The sequence below is a fragment of the Anaerophaga thermohalophila DSM 12881 genome (assembly GCF_000191885.1).
Lineage (GTDB): Bacteria > Bacteroidota > Bacteroidia > Bacteroidales > Marinilabiliaceae > Anaerophaga > Anaerophaga thermohalophila.
The window spans coordinates 66125-81131 of sequence record NZ_AEWI01000001.1 but is presented as its reverse complement, the minus strand read 5'-3'; the positions used below and the strand labels follow the sequence as shown (position 1 = coordinate 81131).

Genomic DNA, 15007 nt, shown 5'->3' with positions numbered 1-15007 from the left:
CAGAACAGAGTAACAAATGAAGTACACACTGGGTTTTGACATAGGGAGCTCATCGGTAAAAGTGAGTTTACTCGACATAGAACAGGGTACCTGTGCAGCGTCGGCATTTTACCCTAAAAAGGAAATGACCATCTCGGCACCACAGCCCGAATGGGCAGAACAGTCGCCGGAAGACTGGTGGACCAATCTGAAAAGTGCTTTGAAGGAGGTTTTAGCTACGTCTAAAGTTAAATCGTCTGATATTAAAGCCATTGGTATTACTTACCAAATGCACGGGCTGGTAGCTCTGGATAAGGATGGCGAAGTTGTCAGACCATCAATAATATGGTGCGATAGCCGTGCTGTTCCTTACGGGCGTAGGGCTTTTCAAAAACTTGGCGAAGAATGGTCGCTTAGCCATTTACTTAATTCTCCGGGAAATTTTACTGCGGCAAAGTTGGCATGGGTTAAGGAAAACGAACCCGAAACCTATCAGCGTATTGATAAAATAATGCTTCCGGGCGATTATATAGCCTATCGTCTTACCGGGGGAAAAAATACTACCTTATCAGGACTGTCAGAAGGTATATTTATTGATTTTCAGAGCGACGATATTTCCGGGAAATTGCTCGATTATTTCGGGTTTTCAAAATCACTTATTCCTGATCGTGTGGGAACCTTTGCTCCTCAGGGACATCTCAGAAGTGATGTGGCAAAAGAACTTGGACTTGACGAAGGAATTCCTGTCGCCTACAGAGCTGGTGATCAGCCCAATAATGCATTTTCGCTTAATGTTTTGAACCCCGGAGAGGTTGCTGCTACGGCAGGAACTTCGGGAGTTGTTTATGGAGTAAGTGATCAGTTGGCAGCTGATCCCAAATCCAGGGTAAATATTTTTGCTCATGTTAATCATTCCCGTGAGCAGCGACGGCTTGGTATTTTGCTGTGTATCAACGGGACGGGGATTTTGAATGCCTGGCTGAAGCACAATACCGCCAAAGACCTGGATTATCCGCAAATCAACGATGTAGCACTGTCGGCTCCTGCCGGGGCCGAAGGACTTCGTTTTTTCCCTTTTGGCAATGGAGCTGAACGTGTTCTGGAAGATGCCAATCCCGGGGCCACGTTAAGCGGTCTTAATTTTAATATCCATAAACAAAACCATTTGTTGAGAGCCGGACAGGAAGGTATTGCTTTTAGTTTTAGATACGGAATGGACATCATGCAGAATATGGGGGTAAATACCAGGGTAATTCGTGCGGGTAAAGCCAACATGTTCCTGAGCCCTTTGTTCCGCCAGACCCTTGCCAATCTTACAGGGGCAACCATTGAACTTTATGACACAGACGGTTCGCTTGGGGCTGCTCGTGGTGCTGCTCTCGGCGCCGGAATATGGGCAACACCCGAAGAGGCGTTCCGAAATCTGAAAAAGCTGGAAATGATTCAGCCCGATAATGAAAAGGATATTATTAATGAACATTATGAAGATTGGAAACAAAAATTAAATAAACTATTAAAATAGAAGACAATGGATGTATTAACAGGAAAAAAGGAGTATTTCCCCGAAATAGGGAAAATTGAGTTTGAGGGTAAGGATTCTAAGAATCCTCTTGCTTTTAAATGGTATAATGAGGATGAAGTAGTAGCCGGAAAAACCATGAAGGAACATTTCCGGTTTGCACTATCATACTGGCATTCGCTCACCGGTGAAGGAGGTGACCCTTTTGGCCCGGGAACCAAAAGTTTCCCATGGGATGAGTCGCAGGATGTGATGGAACGCAACAAAAACCGGATGGATGCTGCTTTTGAGTTTATGACTAAGGTTGGCATTCCTTTTTGGTGCTTTCATGATATTGATGTAGCTGAAGATGGGTCGGTGGGTGAAATTGAAGAGCGTTTACAAAAGATGGTTGAATATGCCAAAGAAAAACAAAAAGCATCCGGTATTAAACTTTTGTGGGGTACGGCAAATGTTTTCAGTAACCCACGATATATGAACGGTGCTGCTACGAATCCTGATTTTACCGCTTTAGCACATGCCGGTACACAGATAAAGAATGCCATTGATGCAACCATCGGGTTGGGAGGAGTAAACTATGTTTTCTGGGGTGGCCGCGAAGGTTACATGTCGTTGCTTAATACCAACACCAAACGCGAAAAGGAACATTTGGCCCGGATGCTCACAATGGCCCGTGATTATGGTCGGAAAAATGGCTTCAAAGGAACTTTCCTGATTGAACCCAAGCCAATGGAGCCTACCAAACATCAGTACGATTTTGATGCTGAAACTGTTATCGGCTTCCTGCGTCACTATGGGTTGGATAAAGACTTTAAACTGAATATCGAAGTTAACCATGCTACCCTTGCACAACATACTTTCCAGCATGAGTTACAAATGGCTGCGGATGCCGGCTTGCTCGGTAGTATTGATGCCAACAGGGGTGACTATCAGAATGGATGGGACACGGACCAGTTCCCGATAAATATTTATGAAACCATTGAGGCCATGCTGGTTATTCTGGAAGCCGGTGGATTTACAACCGGTGGAGTGAATTTTGACGCCAAATTGCGCAGGAATTCAACCGATCCCGAAGATCTTTTTATTGCACATATTTCTGCAATGGACGTTTTCGCACGGGCACTCAAAGCAGCCAACCGTATTTTAACAGAGTCGGATTACAGGAAAATGCGTGCCGACAGATATGCTTCTTTTGACTCAGGAAAAGGCGCTGATTTCGAAAAAGGTAAACTGACACTCGAAGATTTACGCAAGATTGCGCTTGAGGCTGGTGAACCCGCTCAAATAAGCGGCAAACAGGAGCTTTACGAACAACTCATAAACTTGTATTTCTAAGCTTGTTTTTTTGCTTGTTTTACAAGGAAGCGACATGCGGAAATTTCTGCTGTCGCTTCCTTTTGTGAAATATTGAAATGTTAAAAGAATATTTGATTTTGAAAAAAATTGTAGTTTCGTTTTTGTTTAATGAGTCCAGTCTAAAAAGCCTTTTGACCCCTAAATCCCCTAAAGGGGACTTTTTCAAACTGCTGATTTTTAGCAGTTCCCTTTAGGGGTCAGGGGTAAAAATGGTAAAAATCAGCAGTTTGAAGGCTTTTTATACTGGGCTCATAAATAAATCAACAAAACGCTAAATCATGGTTCAATGGATGGACAAAATAAATTTTATGTAATCGGTATCACCCTGGTGGCAACGCTGGGAGGATTGCTTTTCGGGTATGATACCGCTGTTATTTCCGGTGCTGAAAAATCGGTTCAGGCATATCTTATCGATAGTCAGGGGCTTAGTTCTTTAATACATGGAATTACTACCTCCAGCGCGCTTATTGGCTGTATCATAGGAGGCCTTATTTCCGGCGTGTTGGCCACCAGATTCGGACGAAAAAAATCGTTGCAATTTGCAGCTGTTCTTTTTTTCATTTCCGCGCTTGGTTCAGGTTATCCCGAGTTTTTATTTTTCAAAGTGGGTGAGCCAACCATCGGGTTGTTGCTGATGTTTAATTTTTACCGGGTTATTGGAGGAATTGGCGTTGGCCTTGCCTCTGCTCTCAGTCCTATGTATATTGGCGAGGTGGCTCCCGCGAATATTCGCGGGCGGTTGGTTTCCCTTAACCAGTTTGCCATTATTTTTGGTATGTTGGTTGTGTATTTTGTAAATTGGGGCATTGCACACGGACAACCACTGGAATGGATTAATGAAATAGGATGGCGACGAATGTTTCTGTCCGAAACCATACCGGCCGGTCTTTTTGGTCTGCTTTTGTTTCTTGTTCCCGAAACACCGCGTTATCTGGCATTAAAAAATCAGGACGAAAAAAGCCTTTCAGATTCTTACCAAAATTAGCGGTAGAGATCGAGCTCAGACTGTTTTACAGGATATTAAAGAGAGCCTGAAACATCACACCTCAGGGAAGCTCTTCTCTTTCGGGAAAACAGTGATAATTATCGGTATTTTGTTGTCTGTTTTTCAGCAATTTGTAGGAATAAATGTGGCACTTTATTATGCACCGCGTATTTTTGAAAGTATGGGAGCGGCCAAAGATGCTTCAATGCTTCAGACGGTGATCATGGGACTTGTCAATGTTATTTTTACAGTTGTTGCAATATTTACGGTTGACAATTGGGGACGAAAGCCGCTTTTAATTGTCGGCTCTGCCGGTATGGCCCTTGGCATGTTTGCTATTGCCGGACTCGCGTTTTTCGATATTATCGGGATCAGTACTTTGGTATTCATGATTGTTTATACTGCCTCTTTCATGATGTCGTGGGGGCCGATTACCTGGGTGCTGATATCAGAAATTTTTCCGAATAAAATACGTGGCAAAGCCGTTGCTATCGCTGTTGCAGCACAATGGACGGCCAACTATCTCGTATCTTCAACCTATCCGGCGATGATGGAGTTCAGTGCATCGATGACGTATAGCATTTATGGAATTATGAGTATACTGTCACTTCTTTTTGTATGGAAATTTGTTCCTGAAACCAAAGGCCGTACCCTGGAAGACATGGAGGCACTTTGGGTAAAGAAAAAGTAAGAGAAATAATATTGAGTGCGGTATAAAAAGCATATTTTTGTCAAAATCAAGGCGTTTTAAATTTTTGTGCCGGAGTTAACTTATTGTTAATGAGGATGTAAAAATTTAAAACAACAACGAGTTTGGCAACAAAGATGTTTTTTAGACCGGGCTCAATATTGAAAAGATTAAAAACCGGCGGGAATTTGTTTCATCCGTATATCATTTATTTTTTAAGGTCGGATGGAACTCGCATATAAGAACTAATACATGTTCTGCTGTGGAAATCTTTGCCATGCTCGTTTCATCTTACATTTAATAAATTGTTACGGCTGTTAGAATTGTTAAAGTTGTTAGAATTGTTAATATTGTTAATATGTTAGTTGTCAGAATGTTATAAGTTTTATTACATTAGTTAACAATTTAACAATCCTAACAACCCTAACAATTCCATTCGTATAAAATTAGTCTAAGTTATTGGCCTGATGGAACTCGCATGATTGATTTTATACATGTTCTTTTGTGACTGTCTTAGCCATGCTCGTTTCGTCGGTTTTTTAATCTGGTTGATGAATATTATTGAGCTCGGATGAATGACAATGTGGGCAGTTTTTTAAAGGAGTGGGACTAGTGGCTAACCTGGAGCATTTCTTGCATCGGGCCCAGTAATTTTCTGAGATATATGTGCCACCCCCGATGATAATTGCTTTACCCTCAACAAGAGCTTTAGCAATAGTTTTTCTGGCTTTTTTGTATACACGTGTAAAAGTGGGGCGGGAGATATTCATGTGGCCCGCTGCTTCTTCCTGGTTCATATTTTCGTAATCTATGAGACGAATCGATTCATATTCTTCAAACAAAAGAACCACTTTATCGATATTGCGCATTTTTACTCCGACCGGTTTAAAGCCATCTACCATTGGCGGGTATTCTATTCTTCTGTGTCTGCGTTGATTAGGCATTTCCCTGAAACTAAAATTGATTATCTTCTTATATTTTTTGGCTTTCAGGGACAAATATAGATAAAATAGCCTGAAACGGGAACCGGATGTGAACCAATGCTCTTTTGAAAAATAAATGATTATTTTTTATGATTGTAAAAATGAACAAGATGTAACAGATGCAAAACGGTAAGGGTTTATATAGCGAAGCTGTGACAAGACAGTGCAAAATGGCTTTTCCCGCAACACTGAACGCAAGCGATATCCTTTTTGGGGAGAGTTTATGAAATGGATGGATGATGATGCCTTTATATGGGCTACCAGGGCTATCCGCCAGAAAATGTTCACTGCTTCTGTGGTGAAATGGAATTTTTTCTCAGATTAAAGAAATCGCTGCAATGGGGTTGGTTGCGAATGTAAAAAAAAGTGCAAAAAAATTTGGATTTTAAATGAACAAATGTTCACTTTGCATTAAAATTGATATTAAACAGCAGTTAGTAAGTGATAGTTACCACTATATTGAAATGATTTAAGGTTTATAGTTCTGAATATCAATTTGTAACATGTTGAGAAAAATGGTTGTTCTGATTTTTTATTTTACGGAAAGTCGAATCTTTTAAAATGTTAATTATGCCAGCAGGAGACAGAACCGGACCAATGGGACAAGGTCCCCGTTCCGGAAGAGGAAAAGGTTTTTGTAGTGGAAATACTACCCCGGGTTATGAAAATGATGAGAACCGCCGAAGAGCGGGGAGTAATGCGGGTGATGCTACAAGTGGTAATGGGCGTGGCCGTGGACGTGGACGCGGCCGTGGATTAGGAAGACGTTAAAATATAGTGTTTTCTTTGTGATTGATTTCAACCGGTCGTTTTTTGTTTGATAGCGTTTTGTTAAAACGGCCGGTTGTTTTAATTTATCTTTAAAAATAATTATATATGGAACAAAAAATCGGAATTCCCGTTGTTAACGGAATTTTAAGCGCTCACTTCGGACATTGTCAATATTTTCTTATTGCCGTTGTTGTTGATGGTAAAGTTAAAGATGTTATCGAAGAAGTACCGCCTCCACACGAACCAGGTGTTATACCAAGTTGGTTAAGTAGCAAGGGCGTTAATACTGTTTTAGTTGGAGGAATTGGACAAAAGGCAGTGAATTTATTCAGACAATTCGGGGTCAACGTTGTTATTGGAGTACCTGAAAAAAATCCCCGGGAGTTGATTGATGATTTTTTGAGCGATACATTGATTACAGGAGATAATCAGTGTAGTCATTAAGCGTTTATTTATGATCGATGTGAATTGTGTTCCCTGTTTTCAGAAACAGGCAGCACGTTTATTTGAAAAATATAATATTCCGGAAAAACGTAGAGAAGTACTTTCAGAGAGATTTAATGACTTTCTTTCTAAAGATGGCTTTGATAAACCTTCGCCTTTAAGTGTTCAGTTCCTGAATGTCCTTATGAAAAAGGAAACCGGCATCGAAGATTTATATCTTAAGGAGAAGTCATTTTATAATAAGTTGCTGATGGAGCGATATCAAGCGATGAAGGGCGATGTTGAATCAAGCGACAATCCTGCCATGATCGCATTGAAGTATGCTCTGGCTGGTAATATTATTGATTTTGGTCCGCCTCGTCGCTTCGATATTGAAAAGACATTTTCGGAAGCTCTTGAGAAAAAGATTGCTGTTAATGATTCAGATGCGCTTTTTAAGGCAATTAGGAATGCCGGAACGGTTTTGTACCTGGGCGATAATGCAGGCGAGATTGTAACAGATAAGTTGTTTATTGAAACTCTTACTCATCCCGGTGTTATATTTGCTGTTCGAGGTGGTCCTGTATTGAACGATGTTACTTATGCTGATGCTGAAGAAGTTGGTATGCAAGAAGTTGCTACGGTGATTGAAAATGGTTTTGATGCACCGTCCACTTTGCCGGAATATTGCTCTGATGAATTCAGGGATATCTTTAATTCTGCGGATGTAGTAATTTCCAAAGGGCAGGGCAATTTCGAAGGCCTGTACGGGCAGGTGAAAAAGAAGAATATTTTTTTTCTTTTTATGGTTAAGTGTGAGGGAATTGCACGTGTTACCGGCAGAAACGTTGGCGATGCAGTGATAATGAAAGGAGCATGGCAAAGTTAGCCATGCTTGTTTCACTTTTAATTGTTTTCTGTAAAAACCTTAACTTTGCAGCCTAAATTTGTACAGATGACAGCTCAAAAAAAACGTGTGGTAGTCGGACTTTCAGGAGGTGTTGACTCAAGTGTTGCAGCACAGGTACTGATTGACCAGGGATACGAAGTCATCGGTCTTTTTATGAAAAACTGGCATGATACAACCGGTGTGCTGGAAGCTGATTGCCCATGGCTCGATGATAAATATGATGCTGAAGCCGTAGCAAGAAAGTTGGGTATTCCTTTTCATTTTGTCGATCTGAGTGCTGAATATCGTGCACGCGTCGTTGATTACATGTTTTCGGAATACGAAAAGGGAAGAACACCCAATCCTGATGTTCTTTGCAACAGGGAGATAAAATTTGATGTTTTTATGAAGAAGGCTTTTGAACTGGGTGCCGATTTTGTTGCAACCGGTCATTATTGCCGCAAAGAAACTATAAAAACAGCTTCGGGCGAGATTTACCGGCTACTGGCAGGAGCCGACAGCAATAAGGATCAGAGTTATTTCCTTTGTCAGTTGTCGCAGGCGCAACTTGCCAAAGCATTATTTCCTGTCGGTGATATGGTAAAACCGCAGGTGAGGCAAATCGCCGGGGAGTTAAAGCTGGTAACTGCTCACAAAAAAGATTCGCAGGGCATCTGTTTTGTTGGTAAAGTTGATCTTCCGGTCTTCTTACAGCAAAAACTTGAGGCGAAGAAAGGGAAAGTCTTTTTAATTCCACCCGAAAGCGAAATTTTTGACAGGCAATGGCATAAGGCGGACAATGAGCCTTCGGACGAAATATTAGAAGATCTGGCAAAACCGTATTACTTTCATCCGAAATACGGGGAAAAAATCGGAGAACATAATGGCGCACATTTTTATACCATCGGACAGCGAAAAGGACTTGATATTGGTGGTTTTCCCGAACCTTTATTTATAATAGGCATTGATGTTGATTTCAACCAGGTGTTTGTCGGTATGGGAAAGGAACACACCGGTTTGTTCAGACGTGTTTTGAAGATCAATAATAACGAAGTGCATTGGATCCGGCCCGATCTGGCTCTGAAAACGGGTGAGTCCAGACGGCTAAAGGTGCGTATTCGCTATCGCCAGCCGCTTCAGAATGGTGTGTTACATCAGCGTCCCAACGGTTTATTTATTGTTTTTGATGAACCTCAGCGAGGCATAACCCCAGGCCAGTTTGCTGCATGGTACGAAGGCGATGAATTAACGGGTTCAGGAGTGATATCATGAGGAAAATAGGTCTTTTGTCAGACACCCACGGCTATTTAGATGCCAGACTGTTTGAACTTTTTAAGGACGTTGATGAAGTATGGCATGCAGGTGACATAGGTTCGGGAAATATTCTTTCCGACCTGGAATCGTTTAAAATATGCAGGGCCGTTTATGGTAATATTGACGATTGGGATATCAGGATGCAGATACCGGAACACCAGAGGTTCGAATGTGAAGGACTCAGAGTTTGGATGACACATATCGGCGGTTATCCGGGTAAATATTCACCAAAAGTCAAACATGAATTGATAAAGAATCCCCCCGGCCTTTTTATTTCAGGTCATAGTCATATTCTGAAGGTAATGAACGATAAAAAACTTGGATTACTACATATAAATCCCGGTGCTGCAGGTAAGTCTGGCCTGCATTATATTCGGACGGCCGTTCGTTTTGTTATTGATAACGGCGAAGTTAAAAACCTCGAAGTTATTGAACTCGGTAAACGATGACATTTATCAGCCTGTTTTGTGCTTTGGAAGAATTACTGGGCTCACAACAAACTCCACCAACAAACCATTCCTCTCTATCTGACCAGTGTATCAAATCCAAAAAATGAGTGCAGCATAAAAAGCATATTTTTGTCAAAATCAAGGCGTTTTAAATTTTTGTACCGGAGTTAACTTGTTGTTAATGAGGATGCAATAATTTAAAACAACAACGAGTTTGGCAACAAAGATGCTTTTTAGACCGGGCTCAAAAAATCAATAACCGATTGCAATATAGATTTAATTTATAGCAATAGATAAATAAAAAGGCAAAATGGTACCAAAATAATTGCAGGGAAAATTCTCCTTTGTAAATTTGCAATGAAGATTGTTAATGAATAGAAAGTATAATCAACCAAAAAAATTTAAATTATGTCTGTATTAGTAGGTAAAAAAGCACCGGAATTTGTAGCACCCGCAGTGGTTAACGGTGGTGAAATTGTTGAAAACTTCTCCCTGAAACAGTATGAAGGGAAGAAGTATGTTGTATTTTTCTTTTATCCCGCCGATTTTACATTCGTCTGCCCGACCGAAATTGTTGCCATGCAAGATAAAATGGAAGAGTTTGAAAAGAGAAATGTGGCAGTTGTCGGAGCCAGTGTCGATCAACAGTTTAGTCACTGGAAGTGGCTTCAGACAGAGAAAAAAGACGGTGGTATTAAAGGTGTTAAATTTCCATTGGTTGCCGATAACGGATTGACCATTTCAAAAAACTACGACGTGCTTGCAGGGGAATATGAATATGATGAGAATGGAAACGCCGTCTTTAACGGCATTCCACAGGCTTACCGCGGACTTTTCCTTATTGATAAAGAAGGAATTGTGCGACACCAGGTGGTAAATGATATGCCTTTGGGACGTAACGTTGATGAGGTATTACGTATGGTTGATGCATTGCAGTTTTTCGAAGAAAATGGCGAAGTTTGCCCGGCTAACTGGCACAAGGGAGATGAAGCATTGCAGGCAACTCAGGAAGGAATTGCCAACTATCTTGGTAAAAAGTAATACCATTCTTTGACCATAGCTTTTTAGGTGGGTCATCCTTTTCAGAGGATGGCCTTTTTTTTGTAAAAGAGAATTTTACGGTTAATTTTGCAACCATGCGTAAATGGTTATCATTTTCTGCCGGGTCACAGGCTCAGGTGTTTGAGCAGAAACTTATTCAGTTGGAAGTGCCATTACAGATTCCTGCATCCCGGCAGAAGAGTACAACGAATGTCTTGTGAAAGCCGAAGCCTTAAAGACGATCTTTAATAAGAAGAAGCTCAAGTATGGTTAAAGAGGAGGTACAAAAGGTGCTTGCCAGATATGGTGTCAGAAAGGAGCATCCTGTTTTGGTGGCTTTGAGCGGCGGGGCCGACTCAATGGCATTGTTGAACGTTTTCATGGAATCGGGCTATAAATGCCAGGCAGCACATTGTAATTTTCATCTTCGGGATGAAGAGTCCGATGAAGATGAAAAGTTTGTTGTTAATTATTGTATCGGTCAGGATATTCCGCTTCATGTCCGGCATTTCAATACCAAAGAAGAAGCCGTGAAAAGAGGAGTCTCTATTGAAATGGCAGCCCGCGAACTTCGATACAGCTGGTTTTGGGAACTAATGGACAAGGAGAATTTCTATTGGCTGGCAACCGGACACCATGGTGACGATATGATTGAAACCTTTTTTCTTAATCTTGCCAGAGGTACAGGACTGCGTGGATTAAAGGGAATGCAATTCAGGAGCGGACAACTGATCAGACCCATGCTTGCCTTGCGCCGGACGCAAATTGAGCAATATTGTTATGGACAAGGGATTCCTTTCCGGACAGATTCTTCAAATACCGATATGGCATTTCAACGCAACAATATCCGGCACAATGTTTTACCGGTAATGAATTTGCTTAATCCTTCCTTTTTTAACACGATGATGCATAATTTCCGAAACCTGGAAGAAGCCTGGCAAATTGTTGAGAAGGAAGTTGTTGCTGTTCGGAAAGAAATGGTTGTCGAAGAAGGAGACCAAATGATGATTCCTATCCGGTTGATAGAAAAACATCCTCAAAGAAGCACCATTCTTTTTGAACTGTTGCGGCCTTATGGTTTTAACAGTCAAACCGTATCCGAAATAATAGACAGTTTTGATTCCATTCCGGGAAAACAATTCTTTTCCGGGAGTTACCGCCTGGTAAGAGACCGGTTTAACCTGGTTGTTGTGCCAATCAGGGAATTTAAGGACGAACTTTTTTTCATTAACAGCGGGGAAAAAGAAATTCTTTCCCCTTTGCATTTAAAAAATAAAACAGTTCGAAAGGAAGGATGATTTTAACATTTCACGTCTTCATGATTGTGTTCATTTAGATGCCGATCATATCGACTTTCCGCTTGTAATAAGGCACTGGCATAAAGGAGACCAATTTCGTCCATTGGGAATGGAGACTTTTAAGAAGTTGAGCGATTTTTTTGTGGATGAGAAATTATCTCTGGTTGAGAAAGAAAGAACCTGGCTTTTACTTTCGGGTAATGATATTGTATGGGTGATTGGTCAAAGAATAGACGATCGTTTTAAGGTAACTTCAAATACCAAAAATATTCTTGAGATTAAAGTGCTGAATTCTGACCAGGAGGGGGATTAATTATTTGTCAATACTGACCAAACTCGGTTTACTAAACAATACCACCACCAATTACAACATCATCCCGATAGAAAACAATACTTTGACCAGGTGTGATTCCCCATGCCGGATGATCAAAATTAACTTCCAGTCCTATGGGTTGAATGATTTTCAAAGTACCTGGTATGGTTGGCACCGTATCGATTCCGCGTATGCGAATGTCAACTTCGAGTTCGAGTAGCTCTTTTCCGGATGGAAGCGCTGAAAGGTAATAGTTTGAAAGATAAATTTTACTTGTTTTTAAAGATGCTGATTTTGAAACGACTACCTGGTTGTTTGAAGAATCTAAACGTACAACAAAATATTTGTTATCGGGGAGTCCCAATCCTTTTTTCTGACCTGTGGTAAAGAAGGCAAGTCCCCTGTGTTTCCCCAGTATTCTACCGGTTTCGTCGACGATGTTTCCCGGCCGGAGAGAAGTAAACCCGTTCTGTTCAACTATGAAATCGCGATAATCAGTGCCGTCGAGGAAACAGACTCCCATGCTTTCCTTTTGAACGGCAACATCCTGAAATCCGTTATTTAATGCCAGTTCCCTGACTTTTTCTTTCGATAATTGCCCAAGTGGAAACAGGGCCCGCTGCAATATCTCCTGGTTGAGATTCCACAGAAAGTAGGACTGGTCTTTTGAAGGATCGGCTCCTTTTTTTAGATACCAGCGGTTGTTTAATAATTGTTTTCGGACATAATGACCGGTTGCAATATGCCGGCAACCTGATTCGTCGGCTTTTTGCAGCAGTGCCGGCCATTTGATAACGGGATTACACCGGTTGCAGGGATTTGGCGTTTTGCCCATCATGTATTCACGACAAAAATAGTCAACGACCTCCTTTTTAAAAGATTTTTGTATGTCCATAACATGATGCTCTATGGCGAGTTTTTCAGCCGTCTCCTTCGCCTTAGCCGCGTTTTGTTCCATTATACCGGGGTTCCGGTGCCAGGTTTTTAGTGTCAGACCAATTACGGAATAACCTGCTTCTTTTAGAAACAGGGCCGCCATGGTGCTGTCCAGTCCACCGCTCATTCCAAGCAATACTTTGGTTTTGCTCAAAGATTGGCTGCGCATTGATGTTTTATTCCTTTATGTTTTCCCTTACTTTTTTAAGAAAAGCCTGAAGTCCTTCGGTATCTTTGTCTTTTATTAGTCCGATGAGGTGCTTCAATTCCTGGCGAATTTTTTCTACCTGTCCTATGGTAAAAGGGTTCATCAGTATTTCAGTAAGCAGATAGTCATCTTCAGACAGAAGGCCTTTTGCAATGTCGAGATGTTTACGGAAGGTTGTACCGGGTGCATCCTGCTTTTTCATGCATGCTGCAAATACAAGCGTGGAAGAGAAAGGCACAGAAAGAGAATAGGCAATGGTCTTATCGTGTTCTTCGAAACTGTATTCGTGCAGATTGAGCCCGAGGGAACCGAAGAAATCTTTAAAGAAGGCCTTTCCCATGTGGTCCGACTCTTTGATAATAATGGCGTGGTGTTGTCTTAATTCTTTCAGGTTGCCGAATGTCGGGCCAAACATAGGGTGTGTGGAGACAAAGCGGCGGCCCGATTTTTCATAAAACTCTTTAAGTCCGGTTTTTACCGATGCAATGTCGGATATAATGCAATTCTCTGGCAAAAACCCCATCACCGATTCAAAGGCCGGGATGGTATATTTCAGGTTTGCCGCGTTGATTAAAAGTTCCGGTGCAAATTCAGTTATTTCTTCCGGTTTGGTAAGCCTCTGGGTATTAAAAACAAAGCGCAGACGTTCCAGGTCGGGATCGTAAACAGCCACTTCGTGTTGTAAACAGAGGGCATCTGTAAGCCAGGTTCCCATTTTTCCTGCGCCAAGGATACATATCTTCATTCCTGAGGTTTTTGTTTTTTCGACAATGCCTTGTTCATTATCTCGTTTTGCCGGCTGATCGACTCTTCGTGAATGGATTCAAAAATACGGGTAATAAATTCTTCATCCAAACCCCGCTGAGATCCGCGGTCTCTTCTGTTATTCATTAGTTCGTCGTAGCGTCTGGTCTGGAGAATTGTGATGTTATTTTCGAATTTGTATTTTCCGATGGCTTCTGATATTTTCATTCTTTCTTTCAGAAGGTCCAGCAATTGGTCGTCGAGTTTATCGATTTGTTTTCTTAATTCGTCCAGAGTGACACGTGGTGTGTCTTCCCCTATCTTTGGTCTGCGAAGCACAAGGTTATCCACAATCTCTTTTAAACGTTCCGGTGTAATTTGCTGTTTAGCATCGCTCCATGCCTTATCGGGGCAGATATGCGATTCTATGATGAGGCCGTCGAAGTTCAGGTCCATAGCTTCCTGCGAGAGGTCAGCCAGCAATTCACGGTTACCGGCGATATGGCTTGGATCGGTGATAATTGGTAATTCCGGTATACGGCGTCTCAACTCAATTGGGATTTGCCACTGCGGATGATTTCTGAATTCAGACTGGTCGTAAGAACTGAAACCACGATGGATGGCAGCGATTTGCGTGATGCCGGCGCGGTTGATGCGTTCGATGGCACCAATCCAAAGGTCAAGATCAGGATTCACCGGATTTTTGACCAGTACCGGTATATCCAAACCTTTGATGGCATCTGCAACTTCCTGTACTGCAAAGGGGTTGGCCGATGTGCGGGCGCCAATCCAAACCATATCCACGCCATACTTTACAGCTTCGTAAACATGATGTGCAGTGGCAACTTCGACGCAAACAAACATCCCGGTTTCTTCTTTTACACGTTTTAGCCAGGGGAGCCCAAGTGTCCCGACGCCTTCGAACGCACCCGGGCGTGTTCGTGGTTTCCAGATGCCGGCACGAAATATCCTGATCCCCCGGGCTGCCAGCTCTTTAGCTGTGGAGAGCGTTTGTTCCTCGGTTTCGGCGCTGCAGGGCCCGGAGATAATAATGGGACGTTTCAGTTCCAATCCCGGAAGTGTGATTGGTTGAATGTTCAGATTGTACATG

17 protein-coding genes and 1 pseudogene are annotated in these 15007 nt (G+C 41.9%); 14 read left to right on the top strand and 4 right to left on the bottom strand.

Annotated elements, in window-relative coordinates; all coding sequences use genetic code 11:
• Positions 1-16: 16 nt before the first annotated feature.
• The 5 genes and pseudogenes from ATH1_RS0100355 to ATH1_RS22070 all read left to right on the top strand — a co-directional run bounded on the left by ATH1_RS0100355 (position 17) and on the right by ATH1_RS22070 (position 4530).
• Positions 17-1501, top strand: a complete 1485-nt coding sequence (locus ATH1_RS0100355; protein WP_010416003.1) for a xylulokinase — start codon at positions 17-19, stop codon at positions 1499-1501.
• Positions 1502-1507: 6 nt separating this feature from the next.
• Positions 1508-2833, top strand: a complete 1326-nt coding sequence (gene xylA / locus ATH1_RS0100350) for a xylose isomerase (protein WP_010416001.1) — start codon at positions 1508-1510, stop codon at positions 2831-2833.
• A gap of 77 nt (positions 2834-2910) precedes the next feature.
• A pseudogene (locus ATH1_RS22530) lies at positions 2911-3113 on the top strand (hypothetical protein).
• 27 nt (positions 3114-3140) lie between these two features.
• Positions 3141-3839, top strand: coding sequence for an MFS transporter (locus tag ATH1_RS22075; protein ID WP_245531672.1), 699 nt, complete (start codon positions 3141-3143; stop codon positions 3837-3839).
• Positions 3799-4530 carry an MFS transporter gene (locus ATH1_RS22070; RefSeq protein ID WP_342626172.1) on the top strand — a complete coding sequence of 244 codons (732 nt, stop codon included), beginning with the start codon at positions 3799-3801 and terminating at the stop codon, positions 4528-4530. Before ATH1_RS22075 ends, ATH1_RS22070 begins: the two co-directional genes overlap by 41 nt.
• A 536-nt stretch (positions 4531-5066) precedes the next feature.
• Here the strand turns inward: ATH1_RS22070 and ATH1_RS0100340 are convergent.
• Positions 5067-5471 carry a DUF134 domain-containing protein gene (locus ATH1_RS0100340; protein ID WP_029163880.1) on the bottom strand — a complete coding sequence of 135 codons (405 nt, stop codon included), beginning with the start codon at positions 5469-5471 and terminating at the stop codon, positions 5067-5069.
• 609 nt (positions 5472-6080) lie between these two features.
• On the opposite strand from ATH1_RS0100340, the gene ATH1_RS0100325 reads away from it, so the two are divergent.
• From ATH1_RS0100325 to ATH1_RS22065, 9 genes are all read left to right on the top strand, one after another.
• On the top strand, positions 6081-6281 hold the full coding sequence (locus ATH1_RS0100325; protein WP_010415991.1) for a DUF5320 domain-containing protein: 201 nt from the start codon (positions 6081-6083) through the stop codon (positions 6279-6281).
• Between the two features lie 105 nt (positions 6282-6386).
• Complete coding sequence (locus tag ATH1_RS0100320; protein ID WP_010415989.1) at positions 6387-6725, top strand: NifB/NifX family molybdenum-iron cluster-binding protein; 339 nt, start codon at positions 6387-6389, stop codon at positions 6723-6725.
• A gap of 10 nt (positions 6726-6735) precedes the next feature.
• A complete protein-coding gene (locus ATH1_RS0100315; protein ID WP_010415986.1) occupies positions 6736-7593 on the top strand; it encodes a damage-control phosphatase ARMT1 family protein in 858 nt (285 codons plus the stop codon).
• 66 nt (positions 7594-7659) lie between these two features.
• Positions 7660-8865, top strand: coding sequence for a tRNA 2-thiouridine(34) synthase MnmA (gene mnmA, locus ATH1_RS0100310; protein ID WP_029163879.1), 1206 nt, complete (start codon positions 7660-7662; stop codon positions 8863-8865).
• Positions 8862-9356, top strand: a complete 495-nt coding sequence (locus ATH1_RS0100305) for a metallophosphoesterase family protein (protein WP_010415980.1) — start codon at positions 8862-8864, stop codon at positions 9354-9356. The genes mnmA (ATH1_RS0100310) and ATH1_RS0100305 overlap by 4 nt, the downstream gene beginning before the upstream one ends.
• A 408-nt stretch (positions 9357-9764) precedes the next feature.
• The gene (locus ATH1_RS0100300) at positions 9765-10397 is read left to right on the top strand and encodes a peroxiredoxin (RefSeq protein ID WP_010415978.1); all 633 of its coding nucleotides are present in this window, start codon (positions 9765-9767) and stop codon (positions 10395-10397) included.
• A gap of 95 nt (positions 10398-10492) precedes the next feature.
• Entirely contained in the window at positions 10493-10618 is a 126-nt protein-coding gene (locus ATH1_RS22405) for a hypothetical protein (protein WP_010415977.1), read from the top strand.
• 45 nt (positions 10619-10663) lie between these two features.
• Positions 10664-11695, top strand: a complete 1032-nt coding sequence (tilS, locus tag ATH1_RS18665; RefSeq protein ID WP_010415976.1) for a tRNA lysidine(34) synthetase TilS — start codon at positions 10664-10666, stop codon at positions 11693-11695.
• A gap of 109 nt (positions 11696-11804) precedes the next feature.
• A complete protein-coding gene (locus ATH1_RS22065; protein ID WP_010415974.1) occupies positions 11805-12008 on the top strand; it encodes a tRNA lysidine(34) synthetase TilS C-terminal domain-containing protein in 204 nt (67 codons plus the stop codon).
• Between the two features lie 31 nt (positions 12009-12039).
• Here the strand turns inward: ATH1_RS22065 and mnmA (ATH1_RS0100290) are convergent, their stop codons facing one another.
• The 3 genes from mnmA (ATH1_RS0100290) to ATH1_RS0100280 are packed head-to-tail and all read right to left on the bottom strand — an operon-like array spanning position 12040 to position 15006.
• Positions 12040-13113 carry a tRNA 2-thiouridine(34) synthase MnmA gene (mnmA, locus tag ATH1_RS0100290; RefSeq protein WP_010415972.1) on the bottom strand — a complete coding sequence of 358 codons (1074 nt, stop codon included), beginning with the start codon at positions 13111-13113 and terminating at the stop codon, positions 12040-12042.
• 7 nt (positions 13114-13120) lie between these two features.
• A complete protein-coding gene (locus tag ATH1_RS0100285) occupies positions 13121-13897 on the bottom strand; it encodes a prephenate dehydrogenase (protein WP_010415970.1) in 777 nt (258 codons plus the stop codon).
• Entirely contained in the window at positions 13894-15006 is a 1113-nt protein-coding gene (locus ATH1_RS0100280; RefSeq protein ID WP_010415967.1) for a bifunctional 3-deoxy-7-phosphoheptulonate synthase/chorismate mutase type II, read from the bottom strand. Before ATH1_RS0100280 ends, ATH1_RS0100285 begins: the two co-directional genes overlap by 4 nt.
• Between the last annotated feature and the right edge of the window lies 1 nt (position 15007).